At 68.7% G+C, this 26,602-nt stretch carries 28 protein-coding genes; 18 read left to right on the plus strand and 10 right to left on the minus strand.

Features of this window, described 5'->3' with window-relative positions; genetic code table 11:
• Nucleotides 1-146: 146 nt before the first annotated feature.
• Nucleotides 147-992, minus strand: a complete 846-nt coding sequence (locus ACTWPT_RS58140) for an alpha/beta hydrolase (protein WP_443186141.1) — start codon at nucleotides 990-992, stop codon at nucleotides 147-149.
• Between the two features lie 812 nt (nucleotides 993-1,804).
• Here ACTWPT_RS58140 and ACTWPT_RS58145 point away from each other — a divergent pair.
• Together ACTWPT_RS58145 and ACTWPT_RS58150 are read left to right on the plus strand one after the other, a co-directional pair.
• The gene (locus ACTWPT_RS58145) at nucleotides 1,805-2,065 is read left to right on the plus strand and encodes a hypothetical protein (protein WP_443186142.1); all 261 of its coding nucleotides are present in this window, start codon (nucleotides 1,805-1,807) and stop codon (nucleotides 2,063-2,065) included.
• 124 nt (nucleotides 2,066-2,189) lie between these two features.
• Nucleotides 2,190-3,434 carry a PP2C family protein-serine/threonine phosphatase gene (locus ACTWPT_RS58150; RefSeq protein WP_443186143.1) on the plus strand — a complete coding sequence of 415 codons (1,245 nt, stop codon included), beginning with the start codon at nucleotides 2,190-2,192 and terminating at the stop codon, nucleotides 3,432-3,434.
• Nucleotides 3,435-3,693: 259 nt separating this feature from the next.
• On the opposite strand, the gene ACTWPT_RS58155 is transcribed toward ACTWPT_RS58150, so the two are convergent.
• Nucleotides 3,694-4,110 (minus strand): STAS domain-containing protein, encoded by a 417-nt coding sequence (locus ACTWPT_RS58155; RefSeq protein WP_443186144.1) that lies wholly within the window; start codon nucleotides 4,108-4,110, stop codon nucleotides 3,694-3,696.
• Nucleotides 4,111-4,321: 211 nt separating this feature from the next.
• Here ACTWPT_RS58155 and ACTWPT_RS58160 point away from each other — a divergent pair, with 211 nt between their 5' ends.
• The 8 genes from ACTWPT_RS58160 to ACTWPT_RS58195 all read left to right on the plus strand — a co-directional run bounded on the left by ACTWPT_RS58160 (nucleotide 4,322) and on the right by ACTWPT_RS58195 (nucleotide 8,402).
• Nucleotides 4,322-4,537: a hypothetical protein gene (locus tag ACTWPT_RS58160; protein WP_443186145.1), complete on the plus strand. Its 216-nt coding sequence runs from the start codon at nucleotides 4,322-4,324 to the stop codon at nucleotides 4,535-4,537.
• A gap of 332 nt (nucleotides 4,538-4,869) precedes the next feature.
• Nucleotides 4,870-5,181 (plus strand): UBP-type zinc finger domain-containing protein, encoded by a 312-nt coding sequence (locus ACTWPT_RS58165; RefSeq protein WP_443186146.1) that lies wholly within the window; start codon nucleotides 4,870-4,872, stop codon nucleotides 5,179-5,181.
• A gap of 203 nt (nucleotides 5,182-5,384) precedes the next feature.
• The gene (locus tag ACTWPT_RS58170; RefSeq protein ID WP_443186147.1) at nucleotides 5,385-5,564 is read left to right on the plus strand and encodes a CsbD family protein; all 180 of its coding nucleotides are present in this window, start codon (nucleotides 5,385-5,387) and stop codon (nucleotides 5,562-5,564) included.
• A gap of 164 nt (nucleotides 5,565-5,728) precedes the next feature.
• Nucleotides 5,729-6,700 (plus strand): LysR family transcriptional regulator, encoded by a 972-nt coding sequence (locus ACTWPT_RS58175; RefSeq protein ID WP_443186148.1) that lies wholly within the window; start codon nucleotides 5,729-5,731, stop codon nucleotides 6,698-6,700.
• Nucleotides 6,701-6,927: 227 nt separating this feature from the next.
• Complete coding sequence (locus ACTWPT_RS58180) at nucleotides 6,928-7,212, plus strand: GlsB/YeaQ/YmgE family stress response membrane protein (protein WP_443186149.1); 285 nt, start codon at nucleotides 6,928-6,930, stop codon at nucleotides 7,210-7,212.
• 55 nt (nucleotides 7,213-7,267) lie between these two features.
• Nucleotides 7,268-7,567, plus strand: a complete 300-nt coding sequence (locus ACTWPT_RS58185; protein ID WP_443186150.1) for a hypothetical protein — start codon at nucleotides 7,268-7,270, stop codon at nucleotides 7,565-7,567.
• Between the two features lie 386 nt (nucleotides 7,568-7,953).
• On the plus strand, nucleotides 7,954-8,202 hold the full coding sequence (locus tag ACTWPT_RS58190) for a hypothetical protein (RefSeq protein ID WP_443186151.1): 249 nt from the start codon (nucleotides 7,954-7,956) through the stop codon (nucleotides 8,200-8,202).
• The gene (locus ACTWPT_RS58195) at nucleotides 8,199-8,402 is read left to right on the plus strand and encodes a hypothetical protein (RefSeq protein WP_443186152.1); all 204 of its coding nucleotides are present in this window, start codon (nucleotides 8,199-8,201) and stop codon (nucleotides 8,400-8,402) included. Before ACTWPT_RS58190 ends, ACTWPT_RS58195 begins: the two co-directional genes overlap by 4 nt.
• 60 nt (nucleotides 8,403-8,462) lie before the next feature.
• Here the strand turns inward: ACTWPT_RS58195 and ACTWPT_RS58200 are convergent, their stop codons facing one another.
• Both ACTWPT_RS58200 and ACTWPT_RS58205 read right to left on the minus strand, forming a co-directional pair.
• On the minus strand, nucleotides 8,463-9,311 hold the full coding sequence (locus ACTWPT_RS58200) for a universal stress protein (RefSeq protein WP_443186153.1): 849 nt from the start codon (nucleotides 9,309-9,311) through the stop codon (nucleotides 8,463-8,465).
• A 112-nt stretch (nucleotides 9,312-9,423) separates the two neighbouring features.
• Entirely contained in the window at nucleotides 9,424-9,648 is a 225-nt protein-coding gene (locus ACTWPT_RS58205) for a hypothetical protein (protein ID WP_443186154.1), read from the minus strand.
• A gap of 27 nt (nucleotides 9,649-9,675) precedes the next feature.
• Between ACTWPT_RS58205 and ACTWPT_RS58210 the strand changes: the two genes are divergently transcribed.
• From ACTWPT_RS58210 to ACTWPT_RS58220, 3 genes are all read left to right on the plus strand, one after another.
• A complete protein-coding gene (locus tag ACTWPT_RS58210; RefSeq protein WP_443186155.1) occupies nucleotides 9,676-10,239 on the plus strand; it encodes a DUF5994 family protein in 564 nt (187 codons plus the stop codon).
• A gap of 584 nt (nucleotides 10,240-10,823) precedes the next feature.
• Nucleotides 10,824-11,180: a hypothetical protein gene (locus tag ACTWPT_RS58215; protein WP_443186156.1), complete on the plus strand. Its 357-nt coding sequence runs from the start codon at nucleotides 10,824-10,826 to the stop codon at nucleotides 11,178-11,180.
• 326 nt (nucleotides 11,181-11,506) lie between these two features.
• Nucleotides 11,507-11,773, plus strand: coding sequence for a hypothetical protein (locus tag ACTWPT_RS58220; RefSeq protein ID WP_443186157.1), 267 nt, complete (start codon nucleotides 11,507-11,509; stop codon nucleotides 11,771-11,773).
• 247 nt (nucleotides 11,774-12,020) lie between these two features.
• Here ACTWPT_RS58220 and ACTWPT_RS58225 read toward each other — a convergent pair whose 3' ends face one another.
• The gene (locus tag ACTWPT_RS58225; RefSeq protein ID WP_443186158.1) at nucleotides 12,021-12,581 is read right to left on the minus strand and encodes a DinB family protein; all 561 of its coding nucleotides are present in this window, start codon (nucleotides 12,579-12,581) and stop codon (nucleotides 12,021-12,023) included.
• A 343-nt stretch (nucleotides 12,582-12,924) separates the two neighbouring features.
• Between ACTWPT_RS58225 and ACTWPT_RS58230 the strand changes: the two genes are divergently transcribed.
• Both ACTWPT_RS58230 and ACTWPT_RS58235 read left to right on the plus strand, forming a co-directional pair.
• Entirely contained in the window at nucleotides 12,925-14,145 is a 1,221-nt protein-coding gene (locus tag ACTWPT_RS58230; RefSeq protein WP_443186159.1) for an NAD(P)/FAD-dependent oxidoreductase, read from the plus strand.
• Between the two features lie 330 nt (nucleotides 14,146-14,475).
• Nucleotides 14,476-17,379, plus strand: a complete 2,904-nt coding sequence (locus tag ACTWPT_RS58235) for an SCO7613 C-terminal domain-containing membrane protein (protein ID WP_443186160.1) — start codon at nucleotides 14,476-14,478, stop codon at nucleotides 17,377-17,379.
• A gap of 282 nt (nucleotides 17,380-17,661) precedes the next feature.
• Here ACTWPT_RS58235 and ACTWPT_RS58240 read toward each other — a convergent pair whose 3' ends face one another.
• Nucleotides 17,662-18,807 (minus strand): FAD-dependent monooxygenase, encoded by a 1,146-nt coding sequence (locus tag ACTWPT_RS58240; protein WP_443186161.1) that lies wholly within the window; start codon nucleotides 18,805-18,807, stop codon nucleotides 17,662-17,664.
• A 60-nt stretch (nucleotides 18,808-18,867) separates the two neighbouring features.
• Here ACTWPT_RS58240 and ACTWPT_RS58245 point away from each other — a divergent pair, with 60 nt between their 5' ends.
• On the plus strand, nucleotides 18,868-19,446 hold the full coding sequence (locus ACTWPT_RS58245) for a TetR/AcrR family transcriptional regulator (protein WP_443186162.1): 579 nt from the start codon (nucleotides 18,868-18,870) through the stop codon (nucleotides 19,444-19,446).
• A 377-nt stretch (nucleotides 19,447-19,823) separates the two neighbouring features.
• Nucleotides 19,824-21,236: a WS/DGAT/MGAT family O-acyltransferase gene (locus tag ACTWPT_RS58250; protein WP_443186163.1), complete on the plus strand. Its 1,413-nt coding sequence runs from the start codon at nucleotides 19,824-19,826 to the stop codon at nucleotides 21,234-21,236.
• Nucleotides 21,237-21,774: 538 nt separating this feature from the next.
• On the opposite strand, the gene ACTWPT_RS58255 is transcribed toward ACTWPT_RS58250, so the two are convergent.
• The 4 genes from ACTWPT_RS58255 to ACTWPT_RS58270 all read right to left on the minus strand — a co-directional run bounded on the left by ACTWPT_RS58255 (nucleotide 21,775) and on the right by ACTWPT_RS58270 (nucleotide 25,523).
• Nucleotides 21,775-22,533, minus strand: coding sequence for an HAD family hydrolase (locus ACTWPT_RS58255; RefSeq protein ID WP_443186164.1), 759 nt, complete (start codon nucleotides 22,531-22,533; stop codon nucleotides 21,775-21,777).
• Nucleotides 22,534-23,145: 612 nt separating this feature from the next.
• Entirely contained in the window at nucleotides 23,146-24,327 is a 1,182-nt protein-coding gene (locus tag ACTWPT_RS58260) for a cysteine desulfurase family protein (protein WP_443186165.1), read from the minus strand.
• Entirely contained in the window at nucleotides 24,324-24,998 is a 675-nt protein-coding gene (locus tag ACTWPT_RS58265) for an ArsR/SmtB family transcription factor (RefSeq protein WP_443186166.1), read from the minus strand. Before ACTWPT_RS58265 ends, ACTWPT_RS58260 begins: the two co-directional genes overlap by 4 nt.
• Nucleotides 24,999-25,295: 297 nt before the next feature.
• Nucleotides 25,296-25,523, minus strand: a complete 228-nt coding sequence (locus ACTWPT_RS58270) for a three-helix bundle dimerization domain-containing protein (RefSeq protein WP_443186167.1) — start codon at nucleotides 25,521-25,523, stop codon at nucleotides 25,296-25,298.
• A 451-nt stretch (nucleotides 25,524-25,974) separates the two neighbouring features.
• On the opposite strand from ACTWPT_RS58270, the gene ACTWPT_RS58275 reads away from it, so the two are divergent.
• The gene (locus tag ACTWPT_RS58275) at nucleotides 25,975-26,316 is read left to right on the plus strand and encodes an STAS domain-containing protein (RefSeq protein WP_443186168.1); all 342 of its coding nucleotides are present in this window, start codon (nucleotides 25,975-25,977) and stop codon (nucleotides 26,314-26,316) included.
• Nucleotides 26,317-26,602 lie beyond the last annotated feature (286 nt).

The following is a 26,602-nucleotide window of genomic DNA, read 5'->3' on the forward strand; positions in this document are numbered from 1 at the left end:
CCAGCGGCCCATGAAAGAGTCGTAGGCGTCGCCGCGGGCCCACACCTCGTGCATCATGGCGCAAGAGTACGCCCGCCGCCGATGGGAGCGGCCTCAGTGGCGGCTGCGTTCGCCAAGGCCCGCGGGGTCTGTGCCCGGGTCCGCGCCTATGGTGTGTCTGCCCGGGTTCTGGTGTGTCTGGCGGCGTTTCGGCCGGCCCAGTGGATGGCGTGGTCCGCGACTCGTTCCCATTGGGGGGCGCCGAGGGCGAAGTGCGGCATCCGGGCGAACTCCTGATAGTCGGTGACCGCGCGGGAATTGCGGTAGCGGTGGTAGGTCTGGCGGACCAGCGTGGCGGGGACGGTGTGGTCGGCGCCACCGGCGATCAGGAGCAGCGGGGCGCGGGTGCCATTGCTCACGTCCACCCTGGTGACGGGGTGCCGTCGCAGGATGGCGGCGGCCGCCTGGCACAGTGGCCGGCCGGGGGCGGGGACGCAGTAGCGCTGGTAGATCACCTCAGACTCGTGTGGGGTCAGGGTGTTGGTGAACGCGTAGTGGAACTGCCTGGGGCTCAGCGCCACGGTCCTGGTGCGGTTGGCGGGATTGGCCAGGACCGGCATGGCCGCGCGCAGGCTGCTGAGCGGCAGTCGCAGCACGCCCTTGATCGGAGCGGGGTGGATCGCGACGCCGGCGGCGCCCAGACCGCGGTCCAGCAGGATCTGGACGATCAATCCGCCGAAGGAGTGGCCAATGATGATGGGCGCGCGGACCTGCTCGCGGACGACGGTCTCGTAGAAGTCGGCCACCTCGGTGACGCCCAGGCCGTTCATCCCCTCAGGGTTCTTGCGCAGCGCTTCGACCTCGATCTCCATGCCCGGCCAAGCCGGCGCGAGCACCTGGTGGCCGAGTTGGGTGTAGCGCTCGATCCAGTGTTCCCAGGCGCGTGGTGTCAGCCAGAGTCCGTGGATGAGGATGATGGGGGGCTTGGTGCCGGTGTTCTCTGCTTCGGTCATGGAGTTACTCCTGAGAGGTTCATTGGTCGGGTAGCCGGCAGCCGTGGACGTTGGAGGGGATGTGCCGCGGCGGCCGTAGTGCGGCCCACCGGCGGAGGGCTCACCCCGGCGTCCCTCCAGCGCACATGAGCCCGCAGTGGAAGGAAACGGGCAGTTTGCGCGCAGCTCATCTCCGTAGCTGATAACCGGGCACTCTGTGATGGCGGCCCCCGCAGACCGACGTGGCCAGATCGGGACTGAAGCAAGGGCCCGGCTCTTCGCCGGACACGCCACCGCGGCGAGCGCCTGGATCGGCGGGAAGGTGGGAGTTGGGGAGAATGTCAGCCGGCGCGAAGCCGGTCGTGTCCTGCGCGCTGAGCCTGAGAGCGGCCTCGGCAGCGCTGACCGTGGTCGTCGGCGAGCCGCGCCGCCCTTCCCGAGCCGCCCACGGAGGGCGCGAAACTCGTGAAGGGCCGCCCTCTCAACACTGGCTCACAGGCGGGCCAAGGACCCGTACCTCTGCTCCTTTGAGGTTTAATCGCGACGATCCAGGCTCACGGGACTGTCGCGCCGCGGGAGTAGGGCCACCAGGCCCCATCCACCACTCCGGAATCGCTGACCAGCGCTCCCCGCTGGCCGACTCCACCAAGGCCAAGTACGCCTCCCGGCTACGCGGCTACCCGACCTGGTTGGCCGCCCAGGCAGACGCCGGTGCCCTGGACGGCGACCCGCTCACCGGCGCGGTGCGCGGTAGGCGGATGTGGAAGGCAGTTGCCTACAGCGATCGATGCTGGGCAGATAATCCTTGCGGATTCTGGCGAAAGGAGCCGGCCGTGTCTGAGAATGTCGCGCTGATCATTCGATTCCGCCTGGTGGGCGGTGAAGACATCTCCGTGATGAGCGGGGACTTCGACGGGGAGCCGGAGGCGGTGGCGGCGATCGCTCATGCTGTGGACGAGCGGCGCAGCCTGGTGTTGATGCAGGCGAGATATGAGCGTGAGGCCGACGTGCACGGCGTGGTCATCAACCTCGCCAACGTGGTGTCGGCGCGTGTGTCGAAGACGGACAGCGCCGAGGCGGGCCAGTATCTGTAGCGGGTGGGCTGCCCCGACATTGGCCAGCCGGACGGTGTCCTGGGCAACCCCACCGGAGGCCGGTGTTGGGTCAAATCCGGATACCGGCACAGGGAGAATTTAGTACGGGGGAACTGAATCAGTCATGACGGGACGTGTGCCGGAGAGCCGCAATGTTGTGGTGGACCGGTCGGAAGGCTTCGGTGAGCGGCTGCTGGGGCAGTTGCTGGACCGGGCTCACGCTATGCCGCCGCAGCTCATCGCTCCGCTGGTGGCGGAGGAGGTGCGCAGGATCGGTGGCCGGGATGTGTCGATCCTGCTGCAGGACTATGACCAGGTGATGTTGGTGCCGCTGCCGGGCAAGGGGCTCATGGGCGGCGATCCCCTGCCCATTGACGGGTCATGGGCAGGTGAGGCTTTTGTCAGCGAGACAAGGGTGGAGCATCCGGTGGCTGACGGCATCCGGATGTTTCTGCCGCTGCTCGATGGCAGTGATGAGGTTGGGGTGATGGCCCTGACCCTCAGCAGCGTCGACGACGACGACCGCCGATTGCTGCGACGGCTGGCCGGTCTGGTGGCCGATATGCTCGTTACCAAGAACAGTTATACAGACCAGTTCTTCCTGGCACGGCGTCGTGAGCCGATGAGCGTGTCCGCGGAGATCCAGTGGTCGCTGTTGCCCCCGTTGTCCATGGCCATCCCGCAGGTTGCGGTTGCCGGAATCATGGAGCCCGCCTACGACGTCGCCGGGGATAGCTTGGACTACGCCCTCAACGACGAAGTCCTGCACATTGCCGTCATTGACGCGATGGGCCATGGCTTGAACGCCGCTGTGCTGGCGACCGTGGCCATTGGCGCCTATCGGCACGCCAGGCGCGCCAGCGTCGGGCTTGCCGAATTGTATGAATTCATGGATACCGCCATCAACGAACAGTTCGGTCCCGACCAGTTCGTCACGGCACAGATGGTGCGTCTGGATATCGGGTCTGGTTACTTGGAATGGGTCAACGCAGGGCACCCGGCGCCGTTGCTGATCCGCGGCAACCGGGTCATCGAGGCGTTGGAGGGTGCGGGCACCCTACCGGTCGGCTTTGGCGGTGCCGCCCCGCAGATCAACACATACCAGCTCATGCGCCACGATCGGGTGCTGTTCTACACCGATGGTCTCGTGGAAGAGCATGAGACCGGCGGTGAGCAGTTCGGCGAAGAACGTCTGATCAACTCCATCGAGCGTGTCGGGCCCATGACGAGAAGCGTGCAGGAGATGGTACGAGACCTCTCTCACGCACTGATGCGGCAGAGGAAGGGGACGACAAGTGATGACGCGAGCCTCTTCCTGGTCGAATGGCGCGGCGGGACCGCCGACCACCTGGCCGAGGTCAACCTCTGACCGTTCTGAACACGTTCCCGACCGACAGTGGCGCCACTTCTGCTGGTGCAGTCGCGGGCCTTAAGCAGAGGTTTCGCAGGTCTGGCAACGCCTGTCGCGGGTAAATTCGCGTAGGGGCTGAGGTCGTCATGAGTTGCTCCGATCAGGCGCTCGTCTTGATCCGTGCGAGTGGCGGTGGCGATGAGGTCGGTGAGAGCGCTTCGGAGGTGCTAGGCGATGCCGTACGCGTATGCCATGCCAGGCTCGCCGGTACGCGCGTTCACCCATCGCAGGATGGGGCACGTGATTCATGAGCTGAGCCAGGGTCCGGCAGAGTTTGCGGCGGTGCCTGCAGCTGAAGACCGGCCATATGGTGCCAGTCGGTGAGTTCGAGCAGGCGTCGCGCCTGTGGGGACGGCGAGCGCAACGTCAGAGCGGGGCCGCCGGGCACGACGGCGGCGGCGGTGACCAGGGTGCGCAGCCCTCCCACGTCGCAGAACGCCAGGCCGCTGAGATCGACGCAGGAGCTGCCACGACCCGTCATCGAGGCCAGCGCCCCGGTGAGGGCGGGCAGGGTGGCGCGGTCGAGTTCACCCTCGACCCGCAGGCCCGCGAGATCGACGAACGGCGTAATACGCAGGAACTGGTCGGCTATCGTGCCAGGTGTGAGAGCGCCGACTGTGTCCCCAGTGTTCATGCTGGCCCGTGCTCACCGGCCTGACGCTGCCGAGGCGATCAGACGGTCCTGACGCCTGCGCCACTCGTGCCGTGTCGTGGGAAGGGACCGCTCTGCAGAGTCCCGGCCTGTGATGGGCACGACGGGATCGGACAACACTCGGATCTCCAGGACGGCACGGTGAATGGTGTTGAATGATCGACCTCCGCGGCGGCCGGATCCGAACGATGACATGGATCAGGCCCTGGCCGACGTCTTGAAGGCGATCGGCACAGCCTCGCGCGCACTCGCCTTTCAGAACGCGACGAGCATGGCCTGCCGCGGTGACCGGCAGCGGCTCGCCGTCTGTCTTGAGGCGATGACGCCTGGTCAGCTAGTTGAGGTGGCCGCTGCCGCTCGGTTGCTCAGCGCCGAGGCCGACCACGCGCTCGCCAGGAGGAACGCGTAACGGGTATGCGGTCCGCACCGAAACTCGTGATCAGGTGTCGAGCGCGTTGGCAGTGGCGGCGGGTGTGGTGCCGGGTGGGATGACGAGCAAGTTGAGATGCGTTCCGCCCGTGGGAGTCCGTGACAGGGATCTCCGATCGATCGCTTGGTGGAGGTCTGTCGAGAGGGGGATCGAGCCGGATACGGCGCGTCGGCAACATGTCGGCAGGCTCGCTATCGCCGCAGATGATGAGGTTAGCTGGGATTGCGTGTTTCCGCCCGCTCGCTGATCACCTTGACTGCTGGGTGAGCAGTCGGCGCAGCTTGCGTCGCTGTCACCGTGAGGGGGTCGTCATGACCCTGGACGCACAAGGAACGAACGCGACCGACCGCGCAGGCCTGAACGGTCAGCCCCCGCGTTGCGATCACGTCGACCAGCTCCCCGCTGTGGAGTACGGATCACCCGAATGCAAGGAATGCCTGGCCCTCGGCCAGACCTGGACGCGGTTGCTGGTGTGCCTGACCTGCGGGTGGGTGGCCTGTTCCGACGATTCGCGGGGCGGCCACGTCCGCGCCCACTACCAGGAGACCGACCACCCGGTGGTCGCCACCCTGGAACCAAGGTCGACATGGCGCTGGTGCTACGTGCACCGCCGGACCGTATAAACGAGATGAAAGAGACCTTATGACCATTTCCGAGCCTGCGGCGGAACGCCAGGACTACGACGGTGCATCGCCGTCTGGGACTCCACGCCGCCTGTCCGCGGCTGGTATCCACCGGCAAAGGTCACGGCTCATGGAGGTGGACGGACCAACGAGGGGCCGCGTCCCGGCCCGATGGCCGAGCTGAGCGGTGAAAGGAAACAGCGATGAGTGTGCGATGGGAGATCAACAACAAGGTACAGGCCCTCAAGGGCTGGGCCAGGCAGCGCCTTGGCCGCGCCACCGGTAACCAGCGTCACCAGGATGCGGGCAAGACCGATCGGGTCGTGGGCCATCTGGAGCAGCCCGATGGGAGGGTCAAGGACGCCCCTAAACCACCACGGTAGCGAGCCTGGCAGACCCCTCTACCGCCTTGGCATGATCGCGAAGATCGCTTGCCGGACACTCCAGTCCAGCGAGTGACGCCAAACCTCCTCCACGAGCCCTACGCCACCTAGAGTGGGGGAGACGGCCCGAATGGGCGCCGCCCGGGCGGGAAGGGGTGGCGGGCATGGAGTTACGTCAGCTGCGCTACTTCGTGACGCTGGCCGAAGAGTTGCATTTCGGTCGGGCCGCGGCCCGCGAGCACATCGTTCAGTCCGCGCTGAGCCAGCAGATCCAGCGGCTGGAACGCGAGCTGGGCGTGCGACTGCTGGATCGCAGCACCCACCACGTCGATCTGACCCCGGCGGGCGCTGCCTTCCTCATCGAGGCGCGCCAGATCCTCGACCACGTGGGCCGCGCCGGGCAGGCCGCACGCAACGCCGTCGCGTCGGCGCCCACGCTGCGTGTCGGCATCATCGACGCCGGCTACGACACCATGCCGCAGATCCTGCGCGAACTCCAGCACAACCATCCCGATATCACGATCCATCAGGTTGAAGCAGGCACCCCCGAGCAGTACCGGCAGCTGGCCGACGGCCGCCTGGACATCGCCATCGGACACGCCTCTCAGGCTCCAGCCGAGGTGACCTCCAAGCTGATCAGGCTCGATCCGCTCGGCGTGCTGGTGCCCGACGACCACAGCTTCGCCGAGCTCGACGGTGTACTCGTCGCCGCCCTCTCCGACGAACTCCTGCTACTCGGCGAAGAAACACAGACCCCAGAGCTCAACCAGTTCGTCATCACGCTGTGCCGCTCGGCCGGGTTCGCGCCCACAATCTACGAGGGCACTGTTCAGAGCAGCCGCGCCGCGGCTGACCTCGTCCATGAGCGCCGCTGTGTGCACTGCGTCCCTTCCTCCTTCCGCACCTCCAACCGGCTGGGAACCACGTGGCGGCCCCTGATCGAACCTGCCACGCACTATCCCTGGTCGCTGCTGTGGCACGACGCCAACCCCTCTCCCCACATCGCCACCGTCATCGACAGCGCCCGGCGACTGGCCGAGCGGCTCGGTTGGCTGGAACCCATCAGCTCCGCCATCGGGCCGGCGCCCGGCGGAGGGGCTCCGAGCGCCACCGGCCCCAGTGATGAGCCTGTCTGATGCGCGAGCTCTGAACGCTGCGTGCACCACGAAACCCTGGTGATCGGTTCTGGAGATGGATCCTTTCCAGATCGCCTGTTTCGGCAGGGCACGCGCGGGTGTTGGCTCAAGGTGAATGAGTTCGACCGTCGGCGCCGGCAACCAGGCGGCGGCCGGCCCCCCTGCTTCGACCGGTCCGGAAAACCGATCCCATGCAGACATCGATGCACCGCCAAAGGAGCTCGGCCATGGGCATCATCGCTTGGATCATCCTCGGACTGGTCGTAGGGGCGGTGGCCAGAATGCTGGTCCCCGGCAAGGATCCGCAAGGTTTGATCATCACTTTCGTGCTCGGCATCGCCGGGGCGCTGCTGGGTGGCCTCGTGGCCACCCAGATCTTGCACGTCTCCGGCATCCAAGGGTTCTTCCACCTGGCCACCTGGCTCTGCGCCATCGTCGGCGCGGCAGTCCTGCTGGGCGGCTACCACCTGATCACCGGTCCGCGTCCGGACCGCCGGGCCGGTCGCCGATGACCTCGCCCAGCATCCCCGGGAGTTCACGGTCCTGCCGTGGCGAAGGTGCTGCGTGATGCCCATAGGCGGAGCCCTCACGGTGATCGCCTTCGGCGCCATCCTCACCCTCGCCCTGGCGGACGGCTCGGTGGGCGGCTTCGACCTGCGCATCATGGGCATCATCCTGATACTCGGCGGCGCCCTCGCGCTCCTGCTGCCCCTGCTGCTCCGCACCAGACGACGCCCGGTCTGGTCGACCGCCCGCAGCCGCCAGGACGTCATCGACGACCGACCACCGCACAGCCCGGCAGATTCGCCCGGCCACGACGCCGAGCAAAGGCGTGGCGGCAGGCCTCCAGGCGACCGCCGGCCCTGACCAGCGCCGGACGGCTGGCCAGGCGGGACGGACGAACGGTTGCGGCTGTCTCACCGTTCCTCCTCACGCAAGGCTGGGCGCGCCGCTATCGCCCGTACGCGGGAGCTGACATCCCTCGGCCCGCCGGCGAAAGATCGACCCGAGCTAACCCGCTGCTCTCACCTTCCAGCCCTCGACAGGCGGTGAGGGCAGAGGCAACTCCTGGAGGCAGACATGCCCACGATGACCACAATCGTCGCCGTCGCTGTGGTGGCGATCCTGGTCGCGGCAATCGGCTTCGTCATGGTGCAGCAGCGCTGGGAAGGCATTCGCCGGCACGTCGGCCGCCGAAAACAGGCCGCCCCGAACCATTTCCCACCGAAGACTTCAAGCGGTGGCGACCAGAATTGCCGACGGCTCACGGGCGCACGCTGCACCGCTATCGGCAGGCTCACGAGATCAGCGGGGGCGTCGCCCACGGCAGCGCCTCCACCGAGGACCTGCGGCAGGCCATGGTGCACTACCACGTCCTGTTCCAGGAGCTGCTCGACAACACTGGCGAACACCACCCTCAGCTCCCCGACCCTACCCGCGACAACCAGCCGACATCCCAGGGAGACTCCCGAAACGGCTCCAGACAAGGTGATGCTGCATGAACATCCACAACGACGACAAACGCCTCGACGAAACCGCCGACCTGCCGCCGTTCCCGCCTGAGTCCGTGCTGAGGCGCGGCAACGACGGCAAGAGCAGGCTGCCACCACCGTCCGACAAGCTCGTTTTCGGCCTTGCGGTCCAGTCCGACGCACCGCCGGTGCTGTCCGAGCCGCTGCTCAACAGCGATCCTGCCGATTGATTCACCCCGACGGCCGCCGGCGCGGATATCACATCTCCGGCCAGGGCGAGCAGGAAGCCCTCATGGCCGTACCACCGCGACGGAGCTGCGCGCGTGGTACAGAACGCCGAGGGTGACGGATCCAAGCATCACGGTGCCGATCGCCCCTCGGCCCTGGGAGCCCACGACGACCAGATCCGCCTTTGCGGAAACGCTGGCGAGAGCGTCGACAGGGTGGGCGCGCCGGACGTCCTCGATCACCTGAACCTGCGGATATCGCTGCCGCCACCCCAGGAGGACACCTGCCGCGATCCGGCACTGGGCGGCGTGGATCTCGTCCATGTCATGGGCGCTTGCGGGGATATGGGCGTGCGCCGGTGGTTGCCAGGTGTAGACGGCGCGTAGTGTGCTCGCGCGGAGTATCGCCTGCTCGAAAGCGTAGGCGAGGGCTGGTTCGCCGGCGTGATAGTCGTCGAGCCCGATGACGATCTCCCCGTAGGCGGTGTCGGGGTCGGAGCGGACGACGACCACCGGGCCGTGCGCATGTCCGGCTACGTGGGTGCTCACCGAGCCCAGCACGCCCCCGGGGAAGCCGCCAATGCCGCTGCCGCCGATCACGATCTCGGCGGCTTTGCCGGCGTGAGTCCGCAACACCGCCACTGCGGAGCCCTGAAACAGCTCGCCGGCGACCTCGATGCCGGGCTGGCGCTTGCGCGCGACCGCCTCGGCCTCGGCCAGCACGCTCTCCGCGCTAAGGGCGACGGCATCGCCCGGACCCAGGTTGGAGAATTTCGCGATCTCGTACGGTGAACGGTCCGCGTGGACGATGCGCAGCCGGGCCTCCGCGCGCGCGGCGTCGTCGGCCGCCCACTCGACGGCCGCGGTCGCGGCGGCCGAACCGTCGGTGCCCACGACAATGACACGATTCATGGCTCCTCCAGATTTGCACGATCTATTTGCTTATCGCTCGAAGCGGGAATGTGCCGACCCGCCGGCGGGCGCTTCAGACGTTTGCCGTCGATGTCGTTGATGGTGGCCGCGGTCAACGCTTGAACATGCCTTTGATCTTTCCGCTGCGCTGCCCCAGATTATTTCTAGGTCGGCTGGCCGCGCCTTTCGACGCCAGGTGCTGGTTTCCGGTGGCGCGGCGGCCACTTAATGCATCTACTTTCCTTGTGAAAGGAGGTACAATAAAGAAACCGAGGACATTTCGTGCGTTGGCATTCAGGTTGGCGTCGCCCGCGGCGATAGACCGCTTTCGGCCCATGGTGAGGGCCTGACAGGCCAGGCAACGATGATGACAACACTCCTCTCCCCGTCCACACCGTCAAACTCGGTTACCGCCGCCGCCCCCACGGCCCATTCCGCGCCCAGGCTCAGCCTGAACCCCCTCGTTGACCGGAGAGGCACCGTCGACGGGGCGTGGTGGCCCCGCACCCGCGACGCCGCCGCCGAACTGCCCACCCTCATCTCCGCCGTCGACCAGCGGCTCGGCAGGGCCGTCCTGCGTGTGGGCCTGTATCAGGACGCGTGGGATCACATCCCGCGCCGCATCCCGGCCCGCGGTCGCCACGTCAGAGTGGGCTGGTTCCGCAGCGCGGACCCGCACCTGATCACCCTGAGCATCGCGGGAACCGCGCCCGTCACTCTGCTGGTCATTCCCCCCGGCACCGCGAACGATCCGGCCACGGCAGCCCTCACGCTTGCCGCCGCAGGCACGGTCGGCGTCCGTCCTGCTGACATCCTCCACCCCGCGGCCCCGGACGAGGGCATACCCGGCCGCGAAGGCTCAGCCGCATGGGAGAACGAGGGCGGCCGCGTCGCCGATCTCGTGCCCGCACGGCCCGCCGCCACCTGACACCGCGCCGTGCTGCCGTTCCCGGCGGTCACCGACTTCCGATGAAGACGGACGCGGCCCGATCTCTCGACGCGGATCCGGGACGCCCGTCGCCGAGGCGCGCTCCTCCGCTCGGAGAACGAGCAGACCTGCTCGTCTGGCCGAGTCCCGGCCTCGCAGCCACCCCGCACATGTCATAAGGCCATGCCGGAAAGGCGTCAGCCTCTGGCGCGCCAGGGCAGAGGTCATGCGATCTCTGCCTTCCTCCAACGCTCTGACAAGAGAGAGGAAACGACCATGAGCTCGACAACCCCGTTCGCCACGCGACGACGTCACGCGGTGATGGCCCGGTCACCGGTGGGACCGCAGGCATCGGCGGGGCCACTGCCTGGGCCTGGGAATGGTTGTGCGTCCCAGCTCCTGTCCGGGACTGACCTCGCATCTGATGCCCCCGATGGGGCAGCTCGAGTCGGATCAAGCTCCTGGAGGCGCATCCCGACGGTGTCGGGCTGAGCGCGATCTATGCCATACCTTGTGTTCCTAGGCTGAAAGCGTTTCTCCGATATCTCGGAGGCAACAGCCACAATCAGAGAGCGAGACGCAACATGAGTAGTGCTCGCAAAACCGAAGATCATGCCATAGGCGGCCCCACCCAGCCGAACGGGGCCGACGAGTGGCCCAATCACGCGACCAACGCGCAGTGGCTCAAGGACAACCCGGTCGCCATGCCGCAGGTGGGCGCCGGTCGGTGGGCCGTGTACGACCGTGACGGCCATCTGCGCGGCCACCTCGTCGGCGACGGCCCGACCCGCGACACCCGCTTCGAGGCGATCAGCGCGACAAACGAGTGGTCGCCTCCTGGCCAGACGCCGGGCTATGGCATCACCCTGCACGATGCCGGGGCCTACCTCCTCGACACCAGCGTGGATGGTAGGCGGCTCGATGAGGGAGCAGGTGACTGAGCGCCACAAGGTAGCGATTTCCCGGCGATGGGGTAAACGCGGCTTCGGCGGCGGGAGGTCCCGGCTGTGGCTCATTTGTTCCCAGAGCCAACTCGCGATGATCGGGTCGCTCTTGTGGCACGACATCGTGCCTGGCCGGACACGGTAAGGCGGCTGGGCTCGACCTGGAAGCCGGCGATCAAAGTCGGCAGCTCCAGCTCGATCCTCACGCAGGAGCCGGTGAGACACTGTTCGATCCTCTCGGCCACTGCCTCCCTGAGGAGGGATGCTTCATTGCAGGTCGGAGGGGCTCGCGAAGAGAGTGATCGTGGGTCACGATGGCCGGTATGAGCAACGATGATGGCGCGTGTGCCGAGTTGGAGGAATGGAGCGAGTTCATCGGCCGGGTCCGTTACGACGGGCCACGTTCTGGTGATGCCGGCCTCGAGCGGTTGGCCGACGAGGCGGTGTCCAATGAGTTCTCCAGTTGGGGACGACTCGATGGCTCTGCCGAGATGAATAACCTGATCTGTCGTGCCTTGGAGATCGGCTACCTGCGGGCCCTGCAGGACGTGCGTGAGCAACGCATCGCCGGGCTGGGGCCCACAGACTGACATCGGTACCAAGGCGCGGCTCACCTCCGCGCATCGTTCCGCCCAAGCCTCTTCCCCCTCCCGGCACCAGCCTGGCCCTGGATCAGCGAACTCGCCGTCCTGTGGGGTGCGGCGATTTCGGTCGTCAGGGGGTGACCTGTGGGTTCACAGCTCGAGCACATCCAGGCGTCGACAAGCGCGGTCAGCGGAGCCACCGCGTCATGCAGCGGGTCGGTCGGCGACACCAGTGATCCAGCGGTCGAGTGTGCTATTGCCCTACCCGGCCGTCGATGCATTCGCGCAGTAGATCGGCGTGCCCGCAGTGGCGGGCGTACTCCTCGATCCGGTGAACCCACAGCTCCCGGACAGCGATGCCGTCCTGACCCACCCGCGCGCCCAGATCCGGATACTCGGCCAGCACTGCATCGGTTGCCGCCTGTTCGCGAGCAAGATCGGCGAATGCGCCGTCGATCAGCGCCTGCTCGGCAACGGCTTCCTCGAAGTCGGCATCACGTGCTCCGTACAGCTTCGGTGCTGGGTCTCCTGGCACAATCCAATTGCGCCAGTCCCGCTCCACCTCGGCAAGATGGCGGACCAGCCCCAGCAAGGACATGGTCGACGGTGGCACTGACCGGCGCGCCAGTTTCTCCGGATCCAATCCCTCGCACTTCATCTGCAGGGTCAGTCGATAGTCTCTCAAGAAGTCCTGCAGCGTCGCCAACTCACCGTCCGGGCTGACTCCTTCTTTGTTGCGGGGATCCTTGTCGGGGTCCGACCACATGTCGGGGTAGACGCTGGCCTGGCTCCAGCGCTCGGGCACGTCGCTCACCGTGTTCACTATGCTGAGCAGTGGCCCGACACGCAAGCGAGTATTCAGGCAGTGCCAGCCGACGCTGGCGGGGGCGGGCAGGTCATCGGCGCGTACTTCGCTGATCCAAGTATCAAGGTCATGACCGCGACGCCCATCCCGCCGCGTGAGGCACGTTCGGTGAGGGAAGAACGACCATGTCGTTGAAGATCGGGCCCGTCACCCAGGAACGGTACGACCAGCTCGTGGCTGAAGGGCGGGAGCTGGTCGAGGTTCAGACTTGCTGCCAGTTCTTTCTTGTCACAGTTTGCCGGGCTGTCCGGTCCAGAAGGGCGGTAGCCACCGACATGGAAAGGACCGGATCATGATGCAAAGAGCGCGGGTCGTGGTCGTGGGTGCGGGATTCGCGGGGTTGGCCGCCACGAAGAAGCTGGCTCAGACCGGGGCCCTGGTGACGCTCGTCGACCGCAACCCGTATGCAACCTTCCAGCCCCTGCTCTACCAGGTCGCCACGGCCGGGATGGGCACGTCGGACGTGTCCTATCCGATCCGCACCTTCGCCGCCAGGTGGCCCAACGTGCGGTCGCGCCGGGCCAGCCTGAGCAAGGTGCTGCCCGGGGAGCGGCGGGTGGAGTTCGAGGACGGGAGCGGGCTGGACTACGACTATCTCGTGCTGGCCACGGGCGTGACCACCAACTGGCTCGGCGTCGAGGGGGCACAGGAGAACGCGCTGCCGATCTACTCGCTCCGGGACGCGGCGGCGCTGCGCGACCGGCTGGGGCAGCAGCTGGAGGACACGGCGCTCGGCCGCCGCGAGAGCACGCACGTCGTGGTGGTGGGCGCGGGCGCGACCGGGGTGGAGATGGCGGGCACGCTGGCCGAGCTGCGCCGGCGCACGCTGCCGTTGACGCATCCCGAGATCAAGCCCCGCCAGACCAGCGTGACGCTGGTGGAGCGGTTCGACTACGTGCTGGCGCCGTACAAGTCGCGGTTGCGGAACGCGGCCGCGGCGGCGCTGCGCAAGAGAGGGGTGAAGCTGCGCCTGGGGTCCACGGTGGCGGCGGTGGAGCCGGACGCGGTGGTGCTGGCGGACGGCACGCGGCTCCCAAGCGACCTGACCGTATGGGCGCTCGGCGTGACCGCGCCCAAGCAGGTCGCCGACTGGGGCCTGCCGCAGGGCAAGGGCGGCCGGATCGCGCTCACCGAAGCGCTGAACGTGCCGGAGCACCCGGAGATCTTCGTTGCCGGCGACCTTTCCGGGCCGCCCGCGCCGCAGCCACAACTCGCCCAGCCGGCGATCCAGATGGGCGAGCACGTGGCCAAGCAGATCGCCGCGGCCCTTCAGGGCAGGCCGGCGCGGCCGTTCTCGTACCAGGACCCAGGCATCATGGCCACCGTGGGCAAGGCCGAGGCCGTGCTGCAACTGCCCAACGGGCTGACCGTGCACGGGCTCCCCGCCTGGCTGGTCTGGATCTTCATCCACGTGGCCTACCTGCTGGGCGGCCGCAACCGGGCCAGCGTGCTGCTCAACTTCTTCTGGCGCTACGCCGGGCCGCGACGCAGCGCCACCAGCATCTCCCAGTAGCTCAGCGGGCGCCGAGAGGGCCGCCGAGGTGGGCTTGGGGATGCTCAGGGCGGCGCGAGGGAGTCGGTGTGGCTCTACAGGGCGCGCTGGAGGTCGGCCAGGCCGGTGTTGACCGTGGTGGTCGCGGTGACCACGGGACCGGCGGGTGTGGTGAGATCGCTGACGGGCTGCTTGGGGACTCGAACAGGGTGGGATGGGTCAGGCGCCGTAGCTGTTGTCCGATTCGGAAGCAATCGGCGCCGTCCGAGCGGTCCTGAGTCGAGGTGCTCAGGCGTGGGTGAGTAGCTCGGCCCAAGAAAACAGTTCTCCGGAGACGGCATTGTTCTCTCTATGCACTCCGATAGCGCGAAATTTCCGGCTGCTGGGCTGAGGCCGTCCTGCCCTGAATGTGGCAACCCGCTCAGCGGGCCCTTACCCGCGTGCCCACGCTGCGGTCTGCCGCTGAGCGGGCCCGTCGCGGCGGAGCTGTGGCAGGTGGACGGCGCGCTGGCAAGCCTGCGGGCGCGCGAGGCCCAACTGCTCGGGCGACGCGCGCAGCTGCTCGGTCTGCTCCGTGCGGACCGCGAACGTTTCGCTACGGGCTCCCGGTCCAGCGGCGGCCTGGTGGAGGCCGAGGCAGAAGGGCGGCCTGGTGCCGGGGCCGACGAGCAGCCGATGGTGGCCGGGGTCCGCGGGTCGGCCGGCGGTGCTGCCGGTTCAGGTGCTGATGCCCGTGCTTCTGCGGGCCGGCCCTCTCAGGAGGTCTCGCGCAGGACCGCGCAGAACCTGCTGCTGATCCTCGGCGGCCTCCTGCTCACGGTGGCGGCGATCGTGTTCATCGCGGTGAGCTGGGGCCATCTCGGTATCGCCGGGCGGAGCGCGGTCCTCGCGGCGATCACCGGGGTGACGCTGGCCGTACCCGCGCTTCTGCTCAGGCGGGGCCTCACCTCGACCGCCGAGACGGTCGGGGTGCTGGGCCTGGCGCTGACACTGCTCGACGGCTACGCGGCCCGCCGCGTCGGCCTGCTCGACAGCCTGTCAGGGACGGACTACGCAGCGGGAGCGATCGGGCTGACAGCGCTCGTGGCGGCGGCGTATGCCCGGATCGTCCGGCTCACGCTGCCTATGCCCATCGCGATCGTGCTGATCCAGGTCCCGTTACCGCTGCTCGCGATCGACGCGAGCCGTACCTGGTTGACCGTGGCCCTCACCGCCACGGCCGCGCTGGACGCGGGCGTCTGGATCGCCGCCGGTCGGGCCGCGGCCGCACGGACGCGGGGGCTCCGTGTGACCGCGGCCGTCTGCCTGGGCACCACCGGGACGATCGCCCTCATGACGGGCGGCTACCTCACGGTGATCGCCGAGACCGCCGGCGCGGCCCTGCCGCACGCGGGAGCGCTGGTCGGGCTCGCCGCGGTCGGCTTGATCATAGCCCTGCGGGTGGACGATTCCACTCGCGTGCTTCCCGTCGTCCTGGCGGCGACGGCTCTGACCCTCGCCCTGTCCGCGCCGATCCGCCCGCTGCTGCGAGACGGCTGGCAGGTCCTGCCCTACACGGCCGCCGCCCTGGCGGTGATGGCTCTCGCCGTGCTGCTGCCGAGCCGCCTACGCACGGCGGGTGTGGCCTCCGGCGGTGTGCTCGCCCTGGTGTCCGTGCTGCCGCTCGCGCCTGAGGCGGCGATCGTCCTGCTCAGCCCGCTCAGCCGGCTGGACGAGGTCTGGGCCGGCACGGCCTGGCTATGGGGCCCGATCGACAGCGTGCGCCCCGCCACGATCGCCTTTGCGCTGCTGGCGCTGGCCTGCGCTGTACTCGCGAGGTGGAGGCGGAATCCGGGCGCACTCGTGTTCGGCACACCGGCGGTCATGCTTGTGGCGGTGGCCTACGGGCTCGGCTACCTACCCGCGCTCGCCGTGTTCGTCGCTCTCGCGCTGCTGCTCACGGCGGTCGCGACGAGCTATCAGGCTGCCACCTGGGCGGCCGGGTCCGCTGCCGCCCAGGCCGTCGCCTGGTCACTGGCCATGGAGAGCGCGACCTACGTGACGCTCGGTGTCCTCTTCGCCGCGTGGGCGATCCTCTACCGCAGACCCGCCGCGCTGACCGGAGCGGTGCTGAGCGGCGGTGGACTGATGTGGGCGCTGCTCGCCGGCGCCGGCCTGCCCGTGCTGGACTCGTGCGCGGTGGGGCTGGCCGTGGCGGCCGCCCTGGCCCTTGCCGCCGGGTACGTCACGCCGCCTGCAAAGCACGACGACGACAGGCCGTCCGGACGCACGGAGGAGGTCTGGTCGCCGAGGACGTTCGGCCATGGACTCGCGGTCGTTCTCGCGACGCTGTCCGTGCTGCCGGTCATCGACGCCGTCGCCTCCGTGCTCGGTTCCTACGTTCCGGCGTTCACCCCCTGGCGGGGCCTGCCGCAACTCGTCGAACAGCGCCTGCTGGTCGCGCCCGCCCTCGCCCTGTCGGGAGCGGTGCTGACCCTTGTCACCCGCCCGGCCGCGGCGGCGGTCGCCGGGTCCATCGTGGTCGCGGTGGTCCCGGTCACGGTGCCCATGCCGTACCCGCTGGTCCTGGCCCTGCTGGTGGCGGGAACGGCGGCCGCCGCGGCCGTGGCCACCAGGAATCGGGTGGGTGCGGGTGCGGCGCTCTGGCTGGGCTCGCTCGCCATCGGCTGGGCGCTGGCGTTCCAGTGGGCGACGCTGGCGGTGCTGCCCGCGCTGGCGCTGGTCGCGGGCGCATCCGCCGTGCTGGGCAGGGCCAGGTTCGCCGCCATGGCGATCGCGGGCCTGCTCGTCGCGGGGGAGGCGGTCGCGGTCGCGCGGGCGATGGCAGTGGAGGCGGTCGAGGCCTACACGCTGCCGTTCGCGCTGGTGCTGCTCGCGCTCGGCTGGTGGCGCACGAGGAGCAGGCAGATATCGTCGTGGCCGGTCTACGGGCCGGGTCTTGCGTTGGCGTTCGGGCCCAGCCTGCTGGCCGAGGCCGGTTCCCTCCGCTCGCTGCTGCTGGGGATCGCCGCGCTGGCCGTGACCCTTGCCGGGGCGAGGGGCCGGCTGCAGGCCCCCGCGGTGCTCGGCGGGCTCACGCTGGCGGCCGTGACGCTGCGGGAGCTCGCGCCGTGGATCGCGGAGCTGGTGGGCGTGGTGCCGAGGTGGGTGCCGATCGCGGTCGGCGGGCTGCTGCTTTTGGTGGTGGGCGCGACCTATGAGGCGCGTAAGCGCGACCTGATCAGGCTCAAGGATGCCGTCGCAAGGTTGCGGTGAACATCTCCCTGCTTATGTCGGCACTTGATCATGTCTCATTGATCCGGTACCTATGCCGTCTACACCGATGTCTCTCCGGGAGTGCGCGTGCCCCCAGCACCGATCGAGGAAGCCAACCACGATGTGGATGATTCCGGCGAGGCGGAGGCTGTCGTCCAGCTCTGCCACACGGCAGGCGAAAGGTGCCTCAGCCAGGGCCCGCGCCATGAATGAGCTCGGTACCGGGCTGGCCGAGGCCCATCCCGGCAGGTTCGGGCTGTTCGCCACGCTCACACTGGACGACTAGGCGTGCCAGAGGGCGGCAAGCTGCCGGGTGGCCAGTCGGGACGGTATGGCGCGCAGCAATGTGTCGCGGAGCCACGCGGCGCTGCCGGTCTGGGAAGTCAGTCGTGATTGCCGGGACGCCGCCTGCATGATGCGGTTGGCCCTGGGTCTGCGCTCGGCGTCGTAGCGCAGGAGCCGCTGGGCGACGTCTGCCGGCTCTGCGCCGGTCAGGTGGCGGGTTAGTGCGGCCGCGTCTTCGAAGGCTTGGCTAGCGCCCTGGCCGAGGTCGGGTGGCATGGCGTGGGCGGCGTCGCCGAGGAGCGCGATCCTGCCGACCGTGAACGAGGGCAGGGGTTCGGCCAGGCGAGCGATCGGGTCGACGTGGATGTCTGCGGGCGGGGTGGCCTCGATCAGTGCCGTGACGAGGGGGTGCCAGTCGGCCATCAGGGACAGCATCTGCCGGCGTGCCTCGTCCGCGCCGGGCGGCGTGCCGTGCAGTTCGGAGTCGGTGAACCAGTACAGGCGGTGCTCGCCGACGGGGAACAGGCCGAACATCGCCCCGCTGCGGCGGTCGACCAACTGGCTGGCGAGCAGGTCTGTTACCGGGCCGGGAGGGCGGGGCAGCATGCCGCGCAGGTCCATCCGGCCGGTCCGCCGTAGCCCAGGGTGGCCGGGGAAGAGCTGTTCGCGCAGCTTGCTGCCGATGCCGTCGGCCGCGATCACGGCGTCCGCTCTCGCGACGGGGTTGCCGTCGCTGATCACGGTTACCCCGGTGGGGTCGGGTTCCAGGCGCTCGACCGGGGTCGCGGTTCGCACCAGGTCGGCGGGCAGCGGGGCGCGTAGCGCCCGGTGCAGTTCAGCCCGGTCGATGATGGCGGGCGTCCCGACCTTCTGCTGCGCCTGGACCGCATCGGTGATCAGCAGCGGGCGTCCGCGCCAGTCCCGCAATCCCGCGCGGGCGGCAGGCATGATGTGCCCGCGAACGTCTTCGGCCAGCCCCAGCGCGTCCAGCGCGCGAAGCCCGTTGGGCATGACCACGATCCCGGTGCCCGCTTCCCGGAGTTCGGCGCCCCGTTCGAAGAGTGTCACCTCATGACCCAGGCGATGCAGCCCCACCGCGGCCGCCACTCCTCCGAGTCCGGCGCCGACCACCGCGATCCTCATGAGAACCTCCTCGCCGATTCACTACGATCGTACTAGTACGGCTATTGGTATCATGGCCGCATGCCGCCCACTAATCCGGCCCGTCGCCGAGCCCTGACCGATACCGCCATCGAAGTGCTGGCGTCGTCGGGCGTGCATGGATTGACCCACCGCGCGGTGGAGAAGGCAGCGGGCCTGCCGCCGGGAACGGCCTCGAACTACTTCCGCAGCCGGGAAGCGCTGCTGGTGGCAGCCGCGGAGCGGATCGCCGAGCTGCATCACGCCGATACCGATCGGGCCATCGAGCAGCCCGCGACGCTGGTCGACCTGCTGACGGAATCGCTGCTCACAGCGGCGACCACCCTGCGCAACCGCTATCTGGCGATCTTCGAACTGCAACTGGAGGCCGCGCGCCGGCCGGTGCTCGCCACAGTGCTCGCGGGCCTGCAGGACACCGCGTTGCACGTCACCGCCGGGCACCACGACAAACTCGGCCTCACCATCCCACGCGAGAAGATCCCCGCCCTGATCGCGCTCTACGGGGGTGCGCTGTTCACCCTGGTCGCCGCGCCACCAGGGAGCGTCAGCCGGGACGTCGTCCAGAACGTGGTTCAGGCCATCGTGTACGGCTGTGCCGGACACATCCAGCGGCGGCCTTGACGCGGCCGCAGTGCCGGGGCCGCTGAATCGGCTGGCAGCCGTTGCCTCGCCGCGACGCGTGCGATCTCATCAGCCGAAGGGCAGGGGAACACGGGACCAAGGTCGCCTGAGTATGGCCGGTAGTTCGGCCCACAGTACGAACGTCGGATGTCGGCGCGTTGAGCGCGGCCGGTGTCCTCGCCTGGCCTCGCAGCGGCCACTGCGCCATCGGACGGCGCACGACCCCGACGGCATCCCCGCGCCCGCCAGGCTTGCCCCGGTTCCGGGAGGTATACCCGCGGGTAGAGGTGGTCGAGGACGTACGGTGCGCCGCGGTCGCCGTACGGAGGCGAAGGGATCGGCCGACTCGCCGGCGGGGGCCGGCCTGAGGTGGAAACATGCGGCAGCTCAGCGCGCTGGACGCGCAGTTCCTCAACTTCGAGACCGCCACCAACGTCGCGAACGTCGGCGGGCTGGCAGTACTGGGAAAGGACGTGTCCAGGGAGAAGATCCTGAACAGGCTCGTGGAGCGGATGGCCGGAGTACCGCAGCTCCGGCAACGCCTGGTCCGGGTGCCCTTCGGTCTCGACCATCCGTACTGGGCCGACGACGATGAGATCGACCTGGATCATCACGTCCGAGAGCTCACCCTGCGGCCTCCCGGTGACGACGTGCGACTGGGCGAGCAGGTCGCCAGTCTGCACGAGCGGCGGCTGGACCGGACACGTCCGTTGTGGGAGATGTACCTGATCCACGGCCTGGCCGGCGGCCGCTGCGGCATCTATGCCAAGGTCCACCACGCCGCCGTCGACGGGCTGACCGGGGCGGAAGTGCTCGCCGCGCTCATGGACCCGGCCCCCGACGTGGTCGCACGCGAGCCCGAAACCCCTCCAGGGCTGTGGCGCATGCTGGCCAGGAGCGCCTGGCACCTCGCGGCCGGCCCCGCGCACCTGCTGCGGTTCGCGGGAGAGGCCCTGCCGGTGCTGGATCAGCTCCCCCTCGTCTCACGGCTGCCCGGCGTCGGCAGCCTGTCGCGGGTGACGCGGCGCAATCCCGTGCCCGAGCTGCCGCATTTCGCTGCTCCCCACACCCCGTTCACCGGCCCGGTGTCCTCCCGTCGAAGCTATGCCTTCGCCGAGCTGCCGCTGCGGGAGATCAAGCGAGTCAAGAACGCCTTCGGCGTCACGGTGAACGACGTGGTGATGGCGCTGGCGGCCTCCGCGTTGCGCCGCTGGCTGATGGCCCATCGGGCGCTGCCGGAGGTGCCCTTGGTCGCGGGCGTGCCGTTCTCCGTGCGCGGGCGGGCAGGCACGAACGAGGGCAACCAGGTCACCATCATGATCACACAGCTGCCCACGCATGTGGACGATGCCCGTCGGCGGCTTGAGCTCGTGAGCGAGGCGATGCGGCAGATCAAGGAACGGTTCGCTCTGACGCCGGCGCGCTTGCTGCGTGACCTGAGCGAGAGCATGCCTGCCGCGCTGAGCGGCCTGGCCGATCGCGCTGCGCTCGAGCTGGTGGGACGAATGGCGCCGCCCATCAACGTCATAGTTTCCAACGTTCCCGGGCCGCAGTTCCCCCTGCGGATCGCCGGAGTCAGGCTGCTCGCGCACTACCCGGTGTCCGTCGTCACCGATGTGACCGGCGCCGTGAACATCACGGCCTTCTCCTACAACGGCCACCTCGACGTCGGGATCATCGCCTGCGGGAGGCAGGTCCGCGACGCTTGGGCCTTCTCCGGCTATCTGCGCGAGGCTCTGGACGAGCTCAAACCGCTTTCCAGAAGGCGGGACACAGCCGCAATCCGCTAGGAATCGTACGATACCTATCCCATCTCGCGAGGGCGTTCCCGCAGCGGGGGAGTGAGGCGGCGCTGTACGCCCGTTCCGCGTTCACGTGGAGAAGGTGAACGAGGTCTTCCTGCCGGCTCTCGTGGACGCCGGGGTCGATCTGCACGCCCTGCTCTCGGGGACCCGCAACGTGCTGGGCGGAACCGCGCAGGAGTAGGGAGACGATACCCCACGGGCGTGGTGACCCGCCCCGACTTTGTTGGAGACCTCAACGGTCGCCTGGGGGCACGGATGGGGCGACGACGCCGATCCGCGTGCTGCGACGGCGGTCGGGGTGATGGCGGTGCTGACCACGCGAGGCGACGGCCGCCAGGAGTGGATCGAGGCGCCGGGCAGGCGGTGCAGCACGTCCTGCTGCCTGCCGCCGCTTACGGCGTCAGCGCCGCCTTCCACACGCAGGTGCTGAAATGGATCTGGTGAGGTTCACGTAGAACATCGCAGCGAGGCCCCACTGCCCGGGCGTGCTGCGCCGCCACCGTCGCCGCCAGCGCGGGCCACGTCAGAGCCGGGGGGTGACTGCGACCCGTCCCGCGATCTGGATGGCTGTGAGGTTCTCGACGGTGTAGTCGGCTCTGGGGGCGGGACAGGTTGGGACGCGGTCCGGGCCACGCAGGGCGATGACGAGGCCGAAGTGGCCGTTGCCGGCGGCGTGGAGGGCGGGCGCGGTGGCGGCGATCACCGCCGTCTCGTACGGATCCGTCCCGAGGCGGCGCGCAGCCTTGGCGAGCATAGCGGGGTCCGGCATGGGAGGCAGTCCCGTGGCGGCGGCGTCCACCCCGTCCACCCGGACGTCGATCATGCGGGAGATGCCGGCTCTGGTAAGGATCTCGGCGCAGTTGCGGCTCGGCGAGATCGCTGCTATCCGGGCCCGATGGAGGCGCAGTTCATGGAGCAGGGCCACGGCCGGGGGGAAAGGAGCGACGCCGTTGCGCCGGATCTCGGCCAGGAACATGCCGTCCTTGAGGCACGCCATGCCCGAGAGCGTGTGCTCGCCCTCATCTCCGCCCTTAAGCGCGATGCCGCGCGAGGCCAGAAAGTCCCGTGCACCGTCGATCCTGGGCTTGCCGTCGACGTAGCGCAGGTAGTCTTCGCGCACGTCGAACGGCCGCCAGGAGCCACCGGACTGCTGCGCGTGCCGCCGCAGGTAAGCGTCCAGCACCCCCTTCCACACGTGGGCATGGACGCGGGCGGTGTCGGTGAGCACCCCGTCGGTCTCGAAGATCACCGCAACGATGCGGTGCAGATCGATCACGGCCATGTCATTCCCTCCCGGACCATCCTTCCCCGACAACACGGCTGCTCTCCTCCGAGCGTAGGCGGGGTCACGTCCGCGGGTCACGATCACGCGTTCCGACCACCTTGCGCCCACCGTGTTTGCCGGATGGGTGATACAGACCATTGGGCTTGCACTGAAAGACTTTGGTCCCTGCCGTGATCACACCGGGCCACGGGATCTTTATCCCATGTTCGCTGTTACTTCTGTGCCGGGGATGTCCCGGTGACCGATATGGGCGCGATCCCGGTGCCCCCGACCCAGGATCGCTCACTGCCCGCGAGCTGCCGTTCGCGACGCCTGGTGGCGTGAGCAGGACGGTGAACGCCGCGGTCGCGGCGCCGTCGGTGCACACCACCCGGCATCGGTTGCCGGCCGCGCTGTTCAACATGGGGCTGGCCATCCGGATGACCGGATACCAGGGCCCGTGTCCAGCCGATGCCCACCCCGCGCAGCGCGCCCGATCTCCCCACCGTCGTCCGGGCCGTCCAGGGGGAGCCGCCGTCGCAGGAAGAGCAGCAGTTGCATGCCGTGATTCCGTACCGGCGCACCAACCGCAACCGCCGGTCGGTTTCCGCGGTGCACCGGTGGGCCCTGTCACACGACGGCCACCTTGATCAGCGCGGTCGCCGCCGTCTCGATGTCCGCGGGCGTGCTCCAGCGGCCCAGTGACAGCCGCACCGCTGCGAGGGCGCGACCGGCGTCCAGGCCCATGGCCGTCAGCACGGGTGAGGGGGCGCGGGTGCCGCTGTGGCAGGCCGACCCGGTGGAGGCCGCGATCTCCGGCGCCGCCGCGAGCAGCTCATGACCGAGGACGCCGTCGATGCTGACGTTGAGCGTATTCGGCAGCCGACGTTCGACGGGTCCGTTGAGGTGCACCCGGCCGGGCAGGCCCTCGGCGAGCCTGTGATGGAGGTCGTCGCGCAGGGCGATCATGTGGGCGGGGCCGTCGCCGGCGAGGTCGCGGGCGGCGAGCTCGGCGGCCGTGCCGAGGGCCACGGCCAAGGCAACGTTTTCGGTGCCGGCCCGCAGGCCGCGCTCCTGGCCGCCGCCGTAGACGACCGGCTCCAGGGCCACGCCGTCGCGTACGTACAGCGCGGCGGCCCCCTTGGGGGCGTACATCTTGTGCCCGACCACGGTGAGCAGATCCACGCCCAGCGCCTCGACGTCGACGGCGACTTTCCCAACGGCTTGGGCGGCGTCACAGTGCAGCAGCGCCCCGTGCTGGTGGGCGAGCGCGGCGAGATCGGCGATCGGCTGCACGGCGCCGGTCTCGTTGTTGGCGGCCATCACCGACACCAGCACCGTGTCCTTGTCGAGGGCGTCGGCCAGCGCGGCCGGGTCGACCAGCCCGTCGCCGTCGACCGGCAGCACGGTCACGCGGGCGCCGTGCAGGCGTTCCAGCGCGCGGCAGGTTTCCAGGACGGCCGGGTGCTCGGTGGCCTGGATGATCACGTGCGGGCGCCGGTGGCCGGAAGCGATGACCGCACCGCGCAGGGCGAGCAGGTCGGCCTCCGAGCCGGAGGCGGTGAAGACGATCTCGTGCGGTCGGGCGCCGATCAGGGTGGCGACCTGATGCCGGGCATGCGCGAGGGCCGTCCTCGGCTCGGCACTGTAGGGGTGGCTGCTGGAGGGATTGCCGAACAGGTCGGTCAGGTGCGGCGCCATCGCCTCGGCGACCCGCGGGTCGACGGGTGTGGTGGCGTTGTAGTCCAGGTAGACCGGTCCGCTGGCCAGTCCCGGGTGGGGGACCGGCTGCTGCGCCGGGCGGGCGGTCATGCCGGTGCTCCGGCCTCGACGGGCAGGTCGGCCAGCCGCCATTCGAGCATGCCGTCGCTGAGACGGACTGCCTGGCGACCGCGATCGGTCAGCAGCCGCACCGCGTCGTAGGCGAGCACGCAGTATTCGCCGCGGCAGTACACGACGATCTCGGTGTCTTCTGGCAACTCGCTGATCCGCTCAGCCAACTCGGTAATCGGGGTGGAGACGGCGCCGGGGATGTGGCCGGCCCGGTACTCCTCCACCGGCCGCACATCCAGCACCACCACCTCACCGGCTGCTACCCGGGCGCGCAGCTGCTCACGGGTGACCTCCACCGCGCCGTCCTCACCCAGGTAGGCGTCACGAGCTGCGGGAACGGCGGCCTGGTGGGTCTCGGCGACCTTGCGCAGCAGTGCGAACAGCTGGGCGACGTCGTCGCCGGCCAACCGGTAGTGGATGCGCACGCCGTCGCGGCGGGCGGCGACGAACCCGGCCTGCTTGAGCGTCTGCAGATGGGCGGACGCCGTCGTCAGGTTCAGCCCTGCCGCCTTGGCCAGGGCCTCGACGGTGCGTTCTCCCTGGGCGAGCAGGTCGAGCAGTTCCAGCCGCTTTCCGCTGGCCAGCGCCTTGCCGCTGGCCGCGAACGCCTCATACAGCTGGGTTTTGGCCTGTGCTGTGGTCGCTGCCATGAGATCCTCCATAAATCCATGGATCATTTAGAGGAGGGTGGGGGCGGTGACACAAACTGTCACCGCACCTGTCGCACCGGATTTTGGAGGACCGTCGACTCCGCCGCCCGTACCGACCTGCTCGGCGCCTGGTGGATCACCGAACACTCCTCCCGCTGACCGGGCGGTGACGCCTCGGCCGGCGTTCCGGGCGACGGGCGAGAAGGCCGCCCTAGCCTGACCAACGCCTGATCCGCCTCATCGCCGTGGGCGCGGATCGTCTCCTCAGCAGCTGGCCGCGGTAGCTTGCAGAAAAGATCATCCTTGCTGTTCCGCGCTCAGGCGGTGGAGTTCTTCCCGGGCGATTCGGGCGGCGAGCAGGGGGACGAAGTCCCTGACGGGTGCCCGGTCGAATCTCTGCCAGGCACGATCGATCGCCTCGTTGATCTGTTCGGGTTTGCAATCGTCGGCGAACGCGTTCGTGAGCTGATCCGTAATCTGGACACGCGCCTGCTCCTCGAAGACGCGCGACTTCTCATCCGTCATGCCCCAACTCCTTCGATCGCACATCGCCATCGCCCTTCCACTTTCGGACATCAGGGTGGTTTTCGGAAGCCGCGTGGAGCGGTTTGGGTCATATTTCGTGGGCTCGAGCCTCGGCCGCTCGCAGATCTTCATCTGCGAAGTAGGGTGCGGGTGTCCGCCACTCCTAGCCGTGGTGCCCAGACGCCGGCGCCATCACGAGATCGGCTTTCCCTTTGAAAGCGAACCCGCCCACACCTGCATCCAGCAGGTATCCGATCGCCAAAGGTGAAATGCCGTTGCCGGCGAAGCCAGGACGGAGCTCGGCGGAGCATGAAGTAACAGGCATTTGACCGTACATGCGGCAGGACTTGACTGACCTTGGTCGGCGCCGCGGGTAACGTACGGGAAACCTAGCCGCTTTTGGGCGGTTTGCACGAAGATATCCGTTTCGGTCTCGTAGCTGGAGGCAGAGATGTCCGATGCCCTGCTGGCCCTGCGGGTCGACGATCGTCGGGGAGTGTCCGTTCTGCACCTGGACGGCGAACTTGACCTGGCGACGGAGCCCGTCTTCCTGGACACCTGTGCCCAACTGCTGGCCGGCGGCCAGGTCAAGATCGTGGTGGATGTGAGTCGGCTCCGCTTTTGCGACTGCACCGGCCTGAACGCACTCCTCGCCGAGCAGCGGCAGGCCGAGCAGCGCGGGGGCTACCTGCGCCTCATCGGTGTGCAGCGACCGCTGGCCCGGCTGCTGACGCTCGCCGAACTGGTTGATGCCTTCCCGCCGTACGCAGATCTGCGGCAAGCGTGCGGCTGAGCACCTCCCCTGCTCCTCGACGTGTTCGCCACTACGACTTGGACCATGCTGGGAAGCGTTCCGGCCGATACGCCGTCGCCGGCATTGCCGGAGAAGACCCGCAGCGGGGGATGGCGGGGTCGACGATCTTCAGCAAGTCCAGCAGCTGGTGATCACTTTCTAGTGCCGTAGCCGGTCACGTTTGCCCTTTTTGTGACGACACGCCGATCGAGGTCTCCTCTCGGTCGGCGTGATCGTTTCAGACTTCTGGGTGTGGCTGAACGGGTTCGTGTACGCGAGATCGATG

Origin of the sequence: Nonomuraea sp. 3N208, from assembly GCF_052245935.1 — a bacterium.
Classification (GTDB): Bacteria; Actinomycetota; Actinomycetes; order Streptosporangiales; family Streptosporangiaceae; genus Nonomuraea.